Origin of the sequence: Allosphingosinicella deserti, assembly GCF_003012735.1 — a bacterium.
In the GTDB taxonomy this organism is placed as follows: Bacteria; Pseudomonadota; Alphaproteobacteria; order Sphingomonadales; family Sphingomonadaceae; genus Allosphingosinicella; species Allosphingosinicella deserti.
The window spans coordinates 123,876-139,309 of the sequence record NZ_PXYI01000001.1; the positions used below are offsets into that span (position 1 = coordinate 123,876).

The window sequence follows — 15,434 nt, forward strand, 5'->3', positions numbered from 1 at the left end:
GTGACAGCATTGCATCCATGGCAGGCGATCATCGGAATCGGCATCATCGGAGGTCCTCGGTCGTAGCGCCCCTTGCGGGGTGCGCCGCCGGGTGGCCGCGCTATCGGGGATTCATGCCCGAGTTTGCGCGCCTGGGCGGATGGGTGATGGCCCTGCTGGTGCTGATCGGGCTTCAGACGCCGCTGCGGGCGCAGCCGGCGCCGGGCAGCAATGTGGCAGTGTCGCTGCTGCCGGGCGCGAGCGAAGCTCCGGCAGGCGCATCGATCCCGGTGGCGATCGTGATGAAGCCCAAGCCCGGCTGGCACGGCTATTGGAAGAATCCCGGCGATGCCGGTGCGGAAGCGACGATCGCCTGGGATTTGCCGAAGGGTGTGACCGTCGGCGCGCTCCGCTATCCCGTGCCGGAACGGCTGATCGTCGCCGGGATCATGAATTATGTCTACGAGCACGAACATGCGTTGCTCACCGAGCTGACGGTGGCGGCCGACGTGGCGCCGGGAACGCGGCTGCCGCTCGGGGCGAAGCTCGATTTCCTCGCCTGCACGGACAAGATCTGCGTTCCGGAAAGTGCGCAGGTCTCGATGGACATCGTCGCGGGAGCGGCGGGGCGCCCGCCAGTGAAGGACCCGCGCTTCGATGCCTTCGAAGCCGCCATGCCGAAGCCCCTGGGCGTCGACGGCAGATTCGTGGTCGAGAATGGCCGGGCGCGGATCGGCATACCGCTTCCCGCCACTCTGGCGGTCGCCGATCCCTATTTCTTCCCGCTCGACTATGGCAGCCTCGATCACAGCGCCGTGCAGACGGTGAGCCGCGCCGGCGACCTGCTGATCGTCGAGACGAAAGCGGGTCCGAATGCGGCCGGTCTCGCGACGATCGCGGGACTGTTGACGATCGGCAAGGGCCAGGGGCTGCTGCTGACCGCCAGGCCCGGCATGGTTCCGGCCGCAGGCGAGCCGATCGGTGCCACGGGTGGCCAAAAGGCGGGCGGGCCGGGCGTCATCGTCGCGGCGCTCGCCGGCGCGATCCTTGGCGGCCTCCTGCTCAACATCATGCCCTGCGTGTTTCCAATCCTGAGCCTCAAGGCGCTGAGCCTCGCCAAGGCCGGGGCGGATGAGGGCGGGGCGCGACGGGAGGCCTTGGCCTATACGGCGGGTGTCGTGCTGGTCTGCCTCGCGCTCGGCGGCATCCTGCTCGGCCTGCGCGCCGGCGGTGCGGCGGTGGGCTGGGCCTTTCAGCTGCAGGATCCGCGCGTGATCCTGGTCCTGCTGCTGCTCGTCACCGGGATCGGGCTCAACCTGGCGGGCCTGTTCGAGCTTCCGGCAATCGGCGGCGGCAGCCGGTTGGCGGGCAGGAGCGGGGCACAAGGGGCCTTCTGGACCGGTGCGCTGGCGGCTTTCGTGGCGACGCCGTGCACCGGGCCCTTCATGGGGGCAGCCCTCGGAGCGGCCCTGGTGCTGCCGACCGCCGCGGCGCTTGCCATATTTGCGGGACTGGGACTCGGGCTCGCTCTGCCCTTCCTGCTGCTCGGCCTGGTGCCGGCGTTGCGGCGCCGGCTGCCGAAGCCCGGCGCATGGATGAACCGGCTGCGCCGCATCCTCTCGATCCCGATGTTCCTGACCGCCCTGGGGCTTGCCTGGATCCTCGGGCGGCAGGCGGGGGTCGATGCGATGGCATTGGGTCTCGGCGCCGCCTTGCTGCTCGCCCTGGGGCTTTGGTGGGTCGGCGTGCGGCAGGGGCGTCCGCGTGCCTGGCTGCCGCTTGCGCCGGCCCTTGCCGCCGCACTGGCCGCGATGTTGATCGTGCCGCTCGAGGCACCTGCCGGAGCCAAGGCACAGCCAGTTCTCCAGGGCGAGATGTTCAGCGACGAGAAGCTCGCCGCGTTGCGCAGCCAAGGGAGGCCGGTCTTCCTCTATTTCACGGCCGACTGGTGCATCACCTGCAAGGTCAACGAAAAGGGCGTGCTGGCGCGGTCGGAAGTGGCCAAGAGCTTCACGAGCCGCAACGTCGCCGTGCTGGCGGGAGACTGGACGCGGGGCGATGCGGCGATCGGCCGCTTTCTCGCCGAGCACGGCCGGTCCGGGGTGCCGCTCTATCTCTATTACGCGCCGGGGCAGGAGGCGAAGATCCTGCCGCAGATTCTGACGGTCGGGGATCTGACCGGGCTTGGAACGTGACACCACAGAGGAGGCCAAGATGAAGCATCTGTTCCCGATTGCCGCTGCGCTCCTGCTCGGCTGTCAGACGGCGCTCGCCGCACCGCCGATCGGCAGCCAGGCACCCGGCTTCAGCCTTCCCGATGCGAACGGAAAGACGGTCAGCCTCGATCAGTTCAAGGGCAAGGTCGTGGTTCTGGAATGGAATAATCCCGGCTGCCCTTATGTGAAGAAGCATTATGAGAGCGGCAACATGCAGAAGACGCAGGCCGCCGCGCGGAGGGACGGTGTCGTCTGGCTGTCGATCAATTCCGGCGGAGCGGGCCAGCAGGGCCACATGAACGGCGCGCAGGCCAAGGCTTTCGTCGCAGGCCAGAAAGCGCAGCCGAGCGCGTATCTGCTCGATGCACAAGGCGTCGCCGGCAAGCGTTACGGCGCCGTCACCACGCCCCACATGTACGTCATCGATAAAGCCGGCAAGCTGGTCTATGCCGGAGGGATCGACGACAAGGCGACGGCGAACAAGGCCGACATCCCGGGCGCGCGCAATCACGTGCTGGCGGCTCTGGGCGAGCTCAAGGCCGGCAAGGCCGTGTCGGTCGCGACCAGCCGGCCTTATGGCTGCTCGGTCAAATATGCGGGCGGCTGAGGGATATCGCGCCTCGGCACGGCCGGGCCGTGACTTTCGGCCGCTGGCGAGGCGCGCGGCCCTGTGGCAGCCTTCCTTCATCGCCGGCCGGCCCGGCTATCCGCCTCGCTGGATCTTCTGCATTGCGGCGCTGGCCGTGTGGCTGGCCCTAGGGTGGCCGGTTCTCGACAGGATCTTGAGCGGCGGGATGATCCGCAATGCGCCCGTGTCGCCGCTCTGGCTCGTCCCCTTCACGATGTTCGGCGCGTCGATCCTTGCCGCAATGGCCCTGACGCTGCGACCGGTCCTCCACTGGACCTTGCTGTGCGTCCAGCTCGCTCTGGTCATGGCGATGACGATCATCGTTCCGTGGGCAGCGATGTCGACGTTCCTGATCATCATCGCGTGGCAGGCCGCGATGGCGACCGCCCCGGCCAGAGCGCTTGCATGGGTCGCGTTCCAGACGCTGGCGGTCGTCGCCACGCTTGCTCAAACGCTGAATCCGGATCTGTGCTGGGTGATCGGCAAATCCGTTGCGCTGCAGCTGCTGCTCGTATTCACCGCGCAGGCCCTGCGGCGCGAGGGCGAAACGGCTCGAGACCTGGCCGAGGCGAACCGGGAATTGCGGTCCGCGCACGCGATTATCGCCAACGCGGCGCGCGGCGCCGAGCGCCTCCGCATCTCCCGCGAGCTGCACGATGCCTGGGGGCATGAGCTGACCGCGCTCGGCCTGCAGCTCGAGATCGCGAGCCACGTCACCGAGCCGGGCCGCGCGAAGGATCATGTGATGCAGGCGAAGAGCCTGTCCCGAGACCTCCTCGCCAAGGTCCGCGACGTCGTCGCTACGTTGCGCCAAGCGGAGCGCTGCGATTTGCGGGCTGCGCTGGAGGCGCTGGCGCAAAGCGTGCCGGCTCCGGCGATCCATGTCGACATCTCTCCCGACGTGCGGGTCGGCCCCGAACAGGCGCACGCTTTGATCCGGTGCGCTCAGGAAAGCGTGACCAATGCGATCCGGCATGCGGACGCGTCGAACCTATGGCTTCAGGTAACGCCGGACGGCGACGGCGTGCGTCTCGTCGCGCGCGACGATGGACGCCCGGTGCGCACCGAGGCCGCTCCGGGGTCCGGGTTGGTGGGAATGCGGGAGCGGATGGAGTGTCTCGGCGGCAGACTGGCGGTCCGTACCGGTCGCGACGTGGGCTTCACGATCGATGCCTGGTTGCCGTCGAGCCCGCCGAGCGCGGCATGATCCAGGCCCGATGATCCGCGTCGTCCTCGTCGACGATCAGATGCTGGTTCGCCAGGGCATCCGCGGTCTGCTCGAACTGCTGCCCGATATCGCGGTGATCGGAGAGGCGTGCGATGGCGCGGAGGCGCTGGAAACGATCCCGGCGCTCAGGCCCGACGTTCTCCTTCTGGACGTCCGGATGCCGCGCCTCGACGGTATCGCCGTTCTTGAAGCCCTGCGCGACGCGGATGCGCTGCCGCCGACATTGGTGCTGACGACGTTCGACGACGGCGATGCCGCGATCGCGGCGATCAAGGCCGGCGCCAAGGGCCTGATGCTGAAGGACGTGTCGCTGGAAGACCTGGCGCAGGCGATACGGACCCTCGCAGACGACAAGACGGCATATCAGCCGGCCATGACCGAAAGCCTCATGGCCGCGATCCGCCGCAGCCCCTTGGAAACCTCGGGCCCTGCCACCGCCGAGGCCCTCACCGGTCGCGAGAAGGAGGTGCTGCACCTCATCTGCGCTGGCTACAGCAACAAGGAAATCGCCGATCTGCTTGCGCTCGCCGAAGGGACGGTCAAGAACCACGTCTCCAACCTGTTGCTGAAGCTCCATGCCCGCGACCGAACGGGCGCAGCGCTCAAGGCGTTGCAGGGAGGACATCTCGGCTGATCTTCAACGATCGGACATCGCCGCATCGAACGTGCGGCCGCTTGCAGCGTGACGCACGCTTGCAGCGTGACGCATACCTTTCTACGGACCTGAATAGTACCAGTTCAATACCGGAGATCGCGATGACGTCACGCAGCACCAGGTTCGGCGCTCCTTTCCGAGCGGCGGCAGCCCTGGCGATGGGCATTGCAGGCGTGGCGACGGGCGCTGCAGAGGCGGCGCCGACGACCTTGCCCGCGCTGTTTCCCGAGCCCGTCTCGATAACCTTGAAGGCCGGCGAGGTCCGGCTCGGCACATCGGTCGTGCTGGTCGCGGCACCGGGCACGGATGCGGAAACGATCGCTCTGGTGCGCGACGTTCTTGCCGCCGCGGGTGTGGAGCGGATCGCGACCGCGCAGCGATTGCCGGGTGCGATCGATCGCACCCATATCGTCCTCGGCAGCGCAGAGGCGGCGGTGGTTCGCGACGCGCTCAAGCGCAGCAAGGCGCTGCCGGACGGCCACAAGGAAGGCTATACCCTGGCCAGCATCGCCGCGGCGGGCGAGGACGGGCTTATCACGCTCGCCGGCCAGGATCGTGACGGGCTGTTTCATGCCGTCCAGACCTTCCGCCAGCTGACCGAGCGGAGCACCTTCCCGACGCTGGTCATCCAGGATCATCCGGCGATGCCGATCCGCGGCACGATCGAGGGCTTTTACGGCAAGCCCTGGACGATGGCGGACCGCGCCAAGCATCTCGAATTCCTCGGCCGCACCAAGGCCAACACCTATATCTACAGCCCGAAGGATGATCCCTATGCACGGGATCGCTGGCGCGAGGCCTATCCGGCCGAGACGTTGTCCGCGCTTGGGGCGCTGGCGGCGACCGCGCGGCGCAACCATGTCGATTTCGTCTATGCGATCTCACCCGGCCCCTCGATCTGCTTCTCCGACGCGGCCGACCGACAGTCGCTGAATCGAAAGTTCGAGGCGCTGCGTGCGCTCGGCGTGCGCAGCTTCTACGTCGCGCTCGACGATATCGAATATACCAAGTGGAATTGCGCTGGCGATGAATCGGCGTTCGGCCCTTCCGGTGCCCAGGCCGCCGGGATCGCGCAGGCGGATCTTCTGAACGGGGTCCAGGCGGAGCTTGTCCGTCACGATCCCACCGCCGCCTTGATCATGGTCCCGACCGAATATTACGACGCCAAGGAAAGCCCCTACAAGGCCGCGCTGCGGACCAGGCTCGATCCGCGGATCATCGTCCAATGGACCGGAACCGACGTCGTGCCGCCCGCCATCTCCATCCCCGACGCGCGCGCCGCAACCAAGGCATTCGGCCGCAAGACCTTGTTGTGGGACAATTATCCGGTCAACGATTACGGCCAGTCGACGGGCAGGCTGCTGCTCGCGCCCTATGCGAAGCGCGAGGCAGGCCTCTCCGGTGAGCTGGCCGGGATCGTCTCCAACCCGATGAACCAGGAGGTGCCGAGTCGCGTCGCGGTGATGGGCCTGACCGCCTTTGCGTGGAACGACCGCGGCTATGATGCCGAGCGCACCTGGCACGCCGCCGCACGCGAGCTTGCCGCAGGGGATGCGCGGGTGGCCGACGCCTTGTTGACCTTCTTCGACACCCAGCATCTTGCGCCGACCTTCGGCAGCCAGCCCTGGCAGGAGCAGGCGCCGCGGCTCAAGGCGATGCTCGACGGCGTGCGAGAGGCGATCGCCGGCGGCGACGCAGCGGCGCGTGCCGAGGCCATCGCCGCGCTCGCCCGGAGCGCCGATGCCTTTGCCGCGGCGCCCGACATCATCCGCGCCGGGGTTGCCGATCCAGGCTTTGCCGAACAGGCACGGCCGTGGCTGCAGGCGATGCAGGGCTGGGGACGGGCGCTGCAGCTCAGCGCGGCCGGGCTCGACGCCGCCAATGCGGGCAGCGGTGCGGCACCGCGCCTGTTCGCCGAGGCGCAGCGGCTGGCGGCGGAAGCCACGGCGATCCAGTCGATCCCCGGTGCGACTCGCTTCGACGGCCCGGTCAAGATCGCCGACGGCGTGCTCAACCGCTTCGTCGCCGACGCTCCGAGGCTGATCGCAACCGACGCTTCCCGCGCCGACGTCGCTTCGGCGCGGCGAGGGGCAGTCGGAAGCGAAGGGCGGCGAGGCGAGCGCCTGCCGAGCCGATATGCGTTGCAGCGGCTGGAAGGCTGATCGAGGTTAGTGCACATTTGCCGCATTCGCCGGAGACTGAGACTCATGCCGAGGGATGATCGCCCTTATTATCTGGCGCGTGCCGAGTGGGAGTTGGCGCGCGCACGGGCCTCCGCGCATCCGGACGCCGCCCGTGCCCATGCCCTGCTCGCCGGCTATTATTTCGACCGTGTCTATGGCGATCCACCGACGGACGAGGTCGGCGAACAATTGAGAGCGGCGGAATAAATCAGGCGCGCTCCACCCGGCAGGCGAAACAGCCGCGGCGGGCATGGTGGAGATGGAGATAGGCGGTGTCTTCGCGTTCGAGGAAGCCGGCGATCACGCGCTTCAGCATCTCGCCTTCGACGACCTCCGCGGCGATCATCATGTCGGCGCCGTTGTAAGCCCGGACCGAGTAAAGGCGGGCGCGCATGTCGGCGGGGAGCGCGGTATCCGAATAGGGGCTCTGCGCGCCCTCGCGGACGAAGATCGGCCCGGATGCGCGGTAGGGCGTCTCACCCCCGAGATGGTGATGGGTCAGCAGCAGCACTGATTCGCCGGGCTCGGCGTCACGCAACGTGATCCGGCAAGGGAATCCGGGTTTTGAATCCGCAGCGATGCGCATGGCGCCCTGCTGCGCAAGCGCTTCGTCGGACAAGCCGAACAGGTGGCGGAAAGGGGCAGGGTCAAGTCCGATGAAGCGCGCTTGCATTCTGTGTCTCCTGGATGATGTTCGCTGCCGGACTAAAGGTGCGCGGCGGTAGCCGCGTCCCGGCGCTTGCGTTTGAACTCGGTGGTGGCTTGCTGCCGCGCAGGCGGCATGCAAAGCGGGCGCCGTGTGAGATGGCAGGAGCGCGACGAAGGAGATGCGCGTGGCGGATTCGGGTCGATACGTGCTGTTCGGGGTCAAGGGCTGGGGATCGGCGCTGGCCGAAGCGCTGCTCGAGCTTTGCCGTGCGCCGTACGAGCTGGTCGAGGTCGATGGTTTCGACACGCCGAGCGCCGCCCGGGACCGGCTCCTCGCTTACAATCCCCTGGCCCAGGTACCCACGCTGGTGCTGCCCGACGGTGTCGTCATGCGGGAAAGCGCCGCGATCGCGCTGCTACTTTCCGAACTGCATCCGGAGTCGGGCCTGGCGCCGCCGCCGGGCGCTGCCGAGCGGCCCTTCTTCCTGCGCTGGCTCGTCTGGATCGTCGCCAACGTCTATCCGACTTTCACCTTCGCGGATTATCCGGAGCGCTGGGTGCGCTCCGAGCGCGAGGATTTCGCCCAGGCGGTCGGGGGCTATCGCCGCAAGCTGTGGCAGCAGCTCGAGGCGGAGCTCGGTGAGGGGCCATGGGCGCTGGGCGAACGTTTCTCCGCGCTCGACGTCTATCTCGGCGTGATGACCCATTGGCGGCCGCGCCGCGCCTGGTTCGCGCAGAATTGCCCGCGTATCCACGCCATCGCCGAGTCCGCGGATGCGCATTCGGTGCTCGGCCCGGTGCTGACGCGAAATTTCGGCGAGGATTAGACCCGTCGCAATTCCTCTAAGCGGTTACGCTTGCCGCCCGCTCAATGATAGGGCGCCAGGACTGCTCCACGGGAAGCCCGAACGTGCCTTCGAGCACCGCTTCAATGCCCATCGCGTCGAGGTGCGACTGCTCGGCCGGCGCCCCGGGGCGGCGCACGGTGAGTCTGCCTTCGAGCAGGTTGTAGCGCGCCTCGGGCGTCGTCTTGGCGGCAATCAGCTGATGGCGGAAATGCGAGCTCGGATGCCGCGAGGTGAACCAGTTGCCGACTTCATAGTCCGATCGCGCGGCGGGCAGCGGCTGCAGGTCGTACAGCGATTCCCAACGCTCGCCGAGCCGCGCCTGGAGCAAGGTGACGGGTCCGAACGCGACGAGGCGGTAAGGGCCATGCCGCGTCTGCTGCGGCCCCTCGATGTCCAGGCGGATCGGCGTCGGCAACACGTTGCCGCCGAAGCCGACGTCGGTGAGCCAGGGCGTCCCGTCGATCGTCACTCGCATCGCCATGTGGGTCAGAGGGCGTGGCGGCGCCCCGGGCGGCAGCATCCAGCGTACCCGGGCGATCAGCCCTTCGACGGCGAAGCCCATTGCGGCGAGCACGCGTTGGAACAGGCCGTTCTGCTCGAAGCAATAGCCACCGCGGCGTCCCGCGATCAGCTTGGCGTCGACGGACGCGGGTGCGATGTCGATCGGGCGATCGAGCAGTGCGTCGATCGCCTCGAACGGGATTGCTGCGATGTGATGCGCGTGCAGGGCACGCAGCGTCTCCAAGGTGGGGGTCAGCGATCCGGAATAGCCGATCCGCGCGCAATAAGCTTCAAGATCGACGGGAGAGCCGCGCTGCTCCAGTTCGGCCATGATGCGGTGAGTCGCCGTTGGGGCGGTGACGTCGAGCAGGCGTAGATCGGGATTGGCTGCCTTGAGCGCGCTGCGTACCGCGTCGCCGCCCGGTCCTAGCAATCCGCCACCCAGCGCTGCGATGTCGAAAGCCCGGGGATCGAAATGCTCCGACGCGCTTTCCGGATCGGCGGTGCCACTGACGTCCAATCCGGCGTCCCGCAGCTCCTGAAGCACGATGTCGAGGACGTCACGGCTGCGGCCGACGAGGAGGATGCGCGGCGCGGCCGCTGGATCGATGATGGTCATGCCGCCTCCGCATAGGGCATCGTGCTGCGCGCGACGAGGAGGGCTCCGGCCCACCAGCGCAGGCGCGCAAGGACCACTGCCATCGTCCGTCTCGCCCGTTCAGGCTCGATCAGGCGGCCGGCGGCGTCGAATCGCTCCCAGGCATTGGCAAAGCTCAGGCTGTCACGAAGCCCGACCGCATGGAGCTCGGCGAAGACTCCGCGGAGGTGCTCGACCGCGCGGGTCCCCCCCGATCCGCCGCCATAAGAGACGAAGGCGACCGGCTTGGCGTGCCACTCGGAGGACGCGCCGTCGATCAGCGCCTTGAGCGGCGCCGGGTAGGAGTGATTATATTCCGGGGTGACGATCACGAATGCGTCCGACCGGGCGATCGCGGATCGAACCGAGTCCGGATCGGCAAGCGCGGCATCGAGCGGATCGATTGCCTCGACCAGGAAGGCGCCGTCCGCCTCGATTTCCTCGATCACCCAGCGCGCGACGCGGTCGCAAAAGCGTCCCGGCCGGGTGCTGCCGTAGATCACGCCCACAGTCATCATTTTGCGCATCGGCTGGCTCCTTGCGAATCATCGGGGAGCCAGTTCATAGAACCTCAACATAGATTGAGGTCAAGTAGATGGTGCGCATCGCTCCCGAAGACCATGGCAGAAGCCTGAGCGTCGGCGAGGTCGCCGCCCGCAGCGGCGTCGCCGTCTCCACCCTTCACTTCTACGAGGCGAAGGGTCTGATCCGCGGTTGGCGGAGCAGCGGCAACCAGCGCCGCTACGCACGCGACGTCCTCCGCCGCGTCGCGATCATCAAGGTCGCGCAGCGCACCGGCATTCCGCTGGCCGACATCCGCGATGCGCTCGCGAGCCTGCCCGACGGGCGGACGCCCAATGCGGCGGACTGGCGGGGCTTGAGCGAGCGCTGGCGGGAGGATCTCGACCGACGGATCGCGCTCCTCACCGACCTCCGCGACAAGCTCGACGGCTGCATCGGCTGCGGGTGCCTGTCGGTTTCGGCCTGCCCGCTGCGAAACCCGGGGGACGTGCTGTCGGAAAGCGGATCGGGGCCGGTGCTTCTGGGTTGATGCGGCCGGTAGGTGTGTTGCTGCGACATGGCGCGTGGTGCCGAGTCGCCTGCTCGTCTAAGCCACGCGCTCAGGACCCAGTTAAGGCGTAAAATGAATAAGTTTCTGTTCAATCGTCAGACACCCAAGGATCAGCCCCTCCCCGAACGACGGCACAACGGCGTGGCGCCGGCGCCGGACGTCTCCGCAGCCCTGCGTGGGATCATCGAGGTCCAGTCGATCACCACGTCGGCCATTTTCGCCATGCTGGTCAGCAAGGGCGTGCTCTCGCCGGCGGAGGCGGCTGGATACATGTCGGAGATTGCGGCGGTGCTGGATCGGGACGTCGCTTCGTCGGTCGGCACCGATGCAGCGACGATGCTCGACCGTTACGGGCAGGCTCTGGTCGCGGCAGGCGACTGATCCGCGGACGACCCGACAATCCGCGGACGGAAACCGCCGCTCCCCGTCCGCGGCAGATCGTTCAGGCGCCGCGCATCTCGGTGAGCGAGCATTCCACCCGATAGTGGCTGCCGAAGCGCGCCTCGACGCGCTGGCCGGGGCGGGCGTCGTGAACTCCGCTGACGGCGCCCGACGAGATCCACTGGCCCGGCTGCAGTGCGATGCCGCGCTTCGCCATCAGCTCGAACAGGAAGCGGGCGGCGCCGATCGCGCCATTGGGGAAGTTGGCCGCCTTGCCGGTGCCGACCGAGATGCCGTCGATGAAGGTCTCGACTTCCCATCCCTCGAAGCCGCTCGTTCGCCAGTCCGGAATCTCGGCGCCGATAACGAGGCCGTTATTGTTGCCGAAATCCGAGATCACGGCCGGGGGGCCGATGCGGTTGATCGGCTCGAGCGGAGAGCTCGCAATCTCGATGCCGACATGCACCGCTTCGATCAGATCGGCGGCTTCCTCCAGCGTGAACCGGCTGTGCCCCTGCGGCGGAGTGCGGGCGATGCGAAGCAGGAACTCGGCCTCTCCGGCGACGAAGCCGGCGCCGAAGACCGGCATCGCCGGGGCCGCGCCGTCGGTGCCGCCGGGCGCACTGGCGAAGATCGGTCCGGCGAGCCGGTCGGCGCCGTAGCGCGCGTCGAGCGGGGCATTGATGCGGCCGACCTTCCAGCCGATGATCGGCTGGTTCCAGGCGGCAATCGCCTCGTCCTGGACACGGTAGGCGGCGTCGAGCGTCTCGGGAAGCATTCCCGGATAATCGGAAAGGCCGGAGGCAGCGCGGCGTGCTGCGAGAAAACGTCCGGCAATGTCCGCCGGAGCATCGGAAAGAAGGGTCACAGGCTCACTCTCGCTTCTATTTTGCGCAAGCGTATTGGAAACCGGTGTCATACGCAACTGTCGGCGATTGTGAAGCCTCTTCGAAGCTGCGCGATGTCGTCGCGCCTGAAGGAGCGACTGCCTTTTTGCGGGCCGCTGCTTTCAGGAATATGCGACGACCTCATATTCGATACCGTCATAGTCCAGGAAGTAGAATCGACGCCCAGGCTCGTATTCGGCATGTGCGAAGGGCAGGAGGCCCGCGGTAAGCACGCGCTGCTCGACCGCATCGAGATCCTCGACCACGATTCCGATATGGTTGAGCGGACGCCCCTTGGCGAAATCGTCCGGGCCGTAATGGTCCCGATCACCCGTGTACAGTGCGACATAATGATCGGCCGAGCCGACATGGATCGCGCGGCCGCCGTCGCGTGCCGGGCCCTGCCAGCGGATCCGCCATCCGAACAGATCGATCATCAAAGCGGCGACCCGCTCCGGATCGGTGACGGTAACGTTGACATGCTCGATGCGTGGAAACGCCATGATGTCCTCCTCTGTCAACGTGTGCCGGCCGGTGCGGCGCGCCAGGGAAACAGGGCGCGCAAGGCGGGGTCGCGCAGCCACAGACCGCCCCACATGAACGCGGCGAGATACACGCCGAATAATGTGTGGCTGGCAAGCGGGCTGCCGACGCGAAGATGCGAGGCGATCGCGCCGCCGAGCAGGCCCATCATCAGCACCGCACCGAGCAAGGACGTGCGCGGAAACAGGTAGAGCGCCAAGCAGACAAGCTCGATGATCCCGATCAGCAGCAGGTGGCGGCCGTCCCACCCCGCGATTGCGATCGCCTCGCGTGCGACGTCGAGCTGGAGGAGCTTGGGAGTGACGGAGGCGAGCAGCATGAACAGGGCGAACAGCCCGGTCAGCAGCCATCCGATTCGGACCTTGGTCTTTTCGGTCATCGTCGCCCTCCACAATTCTGTTTGCAGGTTGAGAAAACACGCACGGCTGACTATCTCGACATCGAGATATTGGAGAATCATCTTGACGTCAAGACAATTTGCCGACGCCGTGTTTGAAGATCATGTCGGGCTGCGCGGGCGACAATGGGAACAGGAGTTGCCGGACGTCGACACCCGCGGGATGGCGGTGCTCGGCCGCGCGCGCTGGATAACGTTGGCCGCGCGGCCGGCGATCGAGGCGGTGTTCGCCCGGCACGGGCTCGACACCGGAGAATTCGACGTGCTGTCGACCCTGCTGCGCGCCGGCGCGCCCTACCGGCTGCGGCCGACCGAATTGTATCGATCGCTGATGATCTCGTCGGGCGGGCTGACCGACCGGCTGTCGCGCCTGGAGAAAGCCGGCCTGATCGAGCGGGTCGCCGCCGAGAAGGACGGGCGCAGCCTGCCCGTCCAGCTCACCGGCGAGGGCCGAGCGCGAGCCGAGGCGGCGTTCCGCGAGGACATGGCGATCGAGGCGCGCCTGCTGGATGCGCTGACGGAGGAGGAGCAGAGCAGGCTTGCGCAGCTGCTCTCGAAGCTTGCGGGATCGTTAGCGGCCGCCCCTCAGAATTAGAGCCTGGCGCCCGCCTCGATTCCGTCGGAGGTTAGGCGCTCGGCCGCAGTGCTGCGGCCTTGCGCGCGCGTTCCCGGATCGCGTCCGGATCGACGCTTCCGGCCGGCACCATCCAGCTGCCGCCGACGCAGGCGACGGCCTTGAGCGCAAGCCAATCCGGTGCGGTTTCGAGCGTGATGCCGCCGGTCGGGCAGAAGCGCACGCCGCCGAACACGGCCGAGAAGCCCTTCAGCGCCGGAATGCCGCCGGAGCTCATCGCTGGGAAGAACTTGAGGCGGGTGAAGCCGAGGTCGAGCGCACGCATGATGTCGCCGGCGGTTGCCACGCCCGGCAGCAACGGCACCGGCGCATCCTGAACGGCCCGGCCGAGCGTCTCGGTGAGGCCGGGGCTGACGATGAACTCGGATCCGGCCTCCACCGCCTGATCGAATTGCTTGGGGTTGAGCACCGTTCCGGCGCCGACGATCGCGCCTTCGACTTCCTTCATCGCGCGGATGGCGTCGAGCGCGGCGGGCGTACGCATTGTCACTTCGAGCACCGGAAGGCCGCCTTCGACCAGAGCGCGCGCGATCGGCAATGCATCCTCGACGCGGTCGATGACCAGCACCGGGATGACGGGCGCGGCGGCAAGGATGCGGTCGATGTCGGCCAATTCAAAAGCTCCTCAAGATCAGGCGTTAGGCGTCAGGCGGGCTCGCGGACCTTCCTGCCGCATTGCGGAAACCGCGCTTAGCACGGCATCGCGGAAGGTCGAGTCCTCCGCCACCCTTGCCGGGAAGATCTGGCGGAGGGCGAGCAGGTCTTCGGCGGCGTGCTCGCCAGCCCCGATTTCGGTCAGCCGCGCAGCGAGCGGATCGACGATCGCAGCGCTTGCGTGGGCCTGGCGCCGCACGAACAGGATCCATGCCGCGATCGGCACCGCCAGACGATCGACGCTGCGACCCGATTCGAGTGCCTCGCGGATCGTATCGAGCAGGCGGTAGGGGAGCTTCTGCGATCCGTCCCACGCGATCTGCGCGAGCTTGTGGCCGATTGCGGGATTGCGGAAGCGATCGAGGATCTCGCCGGCATAGGCCTGGAGGTCGAGCGGGGAGGGTTCGAGCGACGGAATGATGTCGCTGCGGATCAGCGCTTCGACGAAGGCCGCCAATTCGCTGTCGGCCATCGCGTCCGCGACCGTCTCGTGCCCGATCAGCAGGCCGAGATAGGCGAGGCTGGAATGCGCGCCGTTGAGGATGCGCAGCTTGGCCCGCTCCCAGGCGCCGACATCCTTGGCGAGGACCACGCCGGCCGAGGCGAAATCGGGCGAGCCTTCGGGGAGCACGTCCTCGATCACCCAGGAGGCATAGGCTTCGCGGCTGACCGGAATGATGTCGTCATACCCGGTCTCGGCGGCGACCAGTGCGCGCAGCCGATCGTCCGTTGCCGGCGTGATGGAATCGACCATCGAATCCGGGAAGGCGGCTTCATCGGCGATCCAGCGGGCAAGCTCCGGATCGAGCCGCTCGGAGTAAGCGAGCACCGCGGCGCGCAGCTTCTTGCCGTTCGACACCATGTTGTCGCAGCACAGGCCGGTGAACGCGGGCAGGCCGGCATCGCGGCGATCCTTGAGGCCAAGCGCGAGCCAGCCGACGATGCTGACCGGATCTTCGGGCGTTGCGAGATCGTGGACGATGTCGGCATGGCCGAGATCGAGCGTGCCGTCGCCGGAGAGGCAATAGCCTTTCTCGGTCACCGTGCTCGAGACGATCCGGACGCTGGGGTCGCGCAGCAATGCGCGCACGCCTTCGCTTTCACCGGGGCCGAAGAAGCGATTGTGGGCCTGGAGCGTCCGGAACCGCGTCTCGGCATCGAGGATCGCAAGCGTGTAGCGCCCGTTCTGCGCCTTCAGCGCCTCCACCGTGCCGGGGGAGCGCAGCGACACCGCGGCGATGCCCCAGCGCGGATCGCTCTGGAGAATAGTGTCGATATAGGCGGCCTGGTGCGCGCGGTGGAAGGCGCCGGGGCCGAAATGGACGATTCCAGTCTGCATGGCG

19 protein-coding genes are annotated in these 15,434 nt (G+C 67.5%); 10 read left to right on the forward strand and 9 right to left on the reverse strand.

Annotated elements, in window-relative coordinates; genetic code table 11:
* Window positions 1–113 precede the first annotated feature (113 nt).
* Together C7I55_RS00620 and C7I55_RS00625 are read left to right on the forward strand one after the other, a co-directional pair.
* On the forward strand, window positions 114–2,174 hold the full coding sequence (locus C7I55_RS00620; protein ID WP_233221960.1) for a protein-disulfide reductase DsbD family protein: 2,061 nt from the start codon (window positions 114–116) through the stop codon (window positions 2,172–2,174).
* Between the two features lie 19 nt (window positions 2,175–2,193).
* A complete protein-coding gene (locus C7I55_RS00625) occupies window positions 2,194–2,802 on the forward strand; it encodes a thioredoxin family protein (RefSeq protein ID WP_106510973.1) in 609 nt (202 codons plus the stop codon).
* A 96-nt stretch (window positions 2,803–2,898) separates the two neighbouring features.
* Here C7I55_RS00625 and C7I55_RS27935 read toward each other — a convergent pair whose 3' ends face one another.
* On the reverse strand, window positions 2,899–3,144 hold the full coding sequence (locus tag C7I55_RS27935; protein WP_158266217.1) for a hypothetical protein: 246 nt from the start codon (window positions 3,142–3,144) through the stop codon (window positions 2,899–2,901).
* Between C7I55_RS27935 and C7I55_RS00630 the strand changes: the two genes are divergently transcribed.
* The 4 genes from C7I55_RS00630 to C7I55_RS00645 all read left to right on the forward strand — a co-directional run bounded on the left by C7I55_RS00630 (window position 3,134) and on the right by C7I55_RS00645 (window position 7,096).
* The gene (locus tag C7I55_RS00630) at window positions 3,134–4,030 is read left to right on the forward strand and encodes a sensor histidine kinase (protein WP_158266218.1); all 897 of its coding nucleotides are present in this window, start codon (window positions 3,134–3,136) and stop codon (window positions 4,028–4,030) included. The genes C7I55_RS27935 and C7I55_RS00630 overlap by 11 nt on opposite strands.
* A 10-nt stretch (window positions 4,031–4,040) precedes the next feature.
* Window positions 4,041–4,685: a response regulator gene (locus C7I55_RS00635; RefSeq protein WP_106510975.1), complete on the forward strand. Its 645-nt coding sequence runs from the start codon at window positions 4,041–4,043 to the stop codon at window positions 4,683–4,685.
* A gap of 122 nt (window positions 4,686–4,807) precedes the next feature.
* Window positions 4,808–6,868: a beta-N-acetylglucosaminidase domain-containing protein gene (locus C7I55_RS00640; RefSeq protein WP_106510976.1), complete on the forward strand. Its 2,061-nt coding sequence runs from the start codon at window positions 4,808–4,810 to the stop codon at window positions 6,866–6,868.
* A 45-nt stretch (window positions 6,869–6,913) separates the two neighbouring features.
* Window positions 6,914–7,096: a hypothetical protein gene (locus C7I55_RS00645; protein ID WP_106510977.1), complete on the forward strand. Its 183-nt coding sequence runs from the start codon at window positions 6,914–6,916 to the stop codon at window positions 7,094–7,096.
* Between the two features lies 1 nt (window position 7,097).
* Here the strand turns inward: C7I55_RS00645 and C7I55_RS00650 are convergent, their stop codons facing one another.
* The gene (locus tag C7I55_RS00650; RefSeq protein WP_106510978.1) at window positions 7,098–7,562 is read right to left on the reverse strand and encodes a DUF1203 domain-containing protein; all 465 of its coding nucleotides are present in this window, start codon (window positions 7,560–7,562) and stop codon (window positions 7,098–7,100) included.
* Window positions 7,563–7,722: 160 nt separating this feature from the next.
* Here C7I55_RS00650 and C7I55_RS00655 point away from each other — a divergent pair, with 160 nt between their 5' ends.
* Window positions 7,723–8,364: a glutathione S-transferase family protein gene (locus C7I55_RS00655; RefSeq protein WP_199192669.1), complete on the forward strand. Its 642-nt coding sequence runs from the start codon at window positions 7,723–7,725 to the stop codon at window positions 8,362–8,364.
* Between the two features lie 16 nt (window positions 8,365–8,380).
* Here C7I55_RS00655 and C7I55_RS00660 read toward each other — a convergent pair whose 3' ends face one another.
* On the reverse strand, window positions 8,381–9,505 hold the full coding sequence (locus tag C7I55_RS00660; RefSeq protein ID WP_106510980.1) for an arylamine N-acetyltransferase family protein: 1,125 nt from the start codon (window positions 9,503–9,505) through the stop codon (window positions 8,381–8,383).
* A complete protein-coding gene (locus C7I55_RS00665; protein ID WP_106510981.1) occupies window positions 9,502–10,050 on the reverse strand; it encodes an NADPH-dependent FMN reductase in 549 nt (182 codons plus the stop codon). Before C7I55_RS00665 ends, C7I55_RS00660 begins: the two co-directional genes overlap by 4 nt.
* Window positions 10,051–10,118: 68 nt before the next feature.
* On the opposite strand from C7I55_RS00665, the gene soxR reads away from it, so the two are divergent.
* Entirely contained in the window at window positions 10,119–10,574 is a 456-nt protein-coding gene (soxR, locus tag C7I55_RS00670) for a redox-sensitive transcriptional activator SoxR (protein WP_106510982.1), read from the forward strand.
* A gap of 93 nt (window positions 10,575–10,667) precedes the next feature.
* The gene (locus C7I55_RS00675; RefSeq protein ID WP_106510983.1) at window positions 10,668–10,976 is read left to right on the forward strand and encodes a hypothetical protein; all 309 of its coding nucleotides are present in this window, start codon (window positions 10,668–10,670) and stop codon (window positions 10,974–10,976) included.
* Window positions 10,977–11,037: 61 nt separating this feature from the next.
* Here C7I55_RS00675 and C7I55_RS00680 read toward each other — a convergent pair whose 3' ends face one another.
* The 3 genes from C7I55_RS00680 to C7I55_RS00690 form a co-directional block, all read right to left on the reverse strand.
* Window positions 11,038–11,844, reverse strand: coding sequence for a 2-keto-4-pentenoate hydratase (locus C7I55_RS00680; RefSeq protein ID WP_233221961.1), 807 nt, complete (start codon window positions 11,842–11,844; stop codon window positions 11,038–11,040).
* 141 nt (window positions 11,845–11,985) lie between these two features.
* The gene (locus tag C7I55_RS00685) at window positions 11,986–12,366 is read right to left on the reverse strand and encodes a VOC family protein (protein ID WP_106510985.1); all 381 of its coding nucleotides are present in this window, start codon (window positions 12,364–12,366) and stop codon (window positions 11,986–11,988) included.
* A 14-nt stretch (window positions 12,367–12,380) separates the two neighbouring features.
* A complete protein-coding gene (locus C7I55_RS00690) occupies window positions 12,381–12,785 on the reverse strand; it encodes a DoxX family protein (protein WP_106510986.1) in 405 nt (134 codons plus the stop codon).
* Between the two features lie 82 nt (window positions 12,786–12,867).
* Here C7I55_RS00690 and C7I55_RS00695 point away from each other — a divergent pair, with 82 nt between their 5' ends.
* The gene (locus C7I55_RS00695) at window positions 12,868–13,398 is read left to right on the forward strand and encodes a MarR family winged helix-turn-helix transcriptional regulator (protein ID WP_199192670.1); all 531 of its coding nucleotides are present in this window, start codon (window positions 12,868–12,870) and stop codon (window positions 13,396–13,398) included.
* A gap of 31 nt (window positions 13,399–13,429) precedes the next feature.
* Here the strand turns inward: C7I55_RS00695 and C7I55_RS00700 are convergent, their stop codons facing one another.
* The gene (locus C7I55_RS00700) at window positions 13,430–14,050 is read right to left on the reverse strand and encodes a bifunctional 4-hydroxy-2-oxoglutarate aldolase/2-dehydro-3-deoxy-phosphogluconate aldolase (protein WP_106510988.1); all 621 of its coding nucleotides are present in this window, start codon (window positions 14,048–14,050) and stop codon (window positions 13,430–13,432) included.
* Window positions 14,051–14,068: 18 nt separating this feature from the next.
* Entirely contained in the window at window positions 14,069–15,430 is a 1,362-nt protein-coding gene (locus tag C7I55_RS00705; RefSeq protein WP_106511599.1) for a mannitol dehydrogenase family protein, read from the reverse strand.
* Window positions 15,431–15,434: the final 4 nt, after the last annotated feature.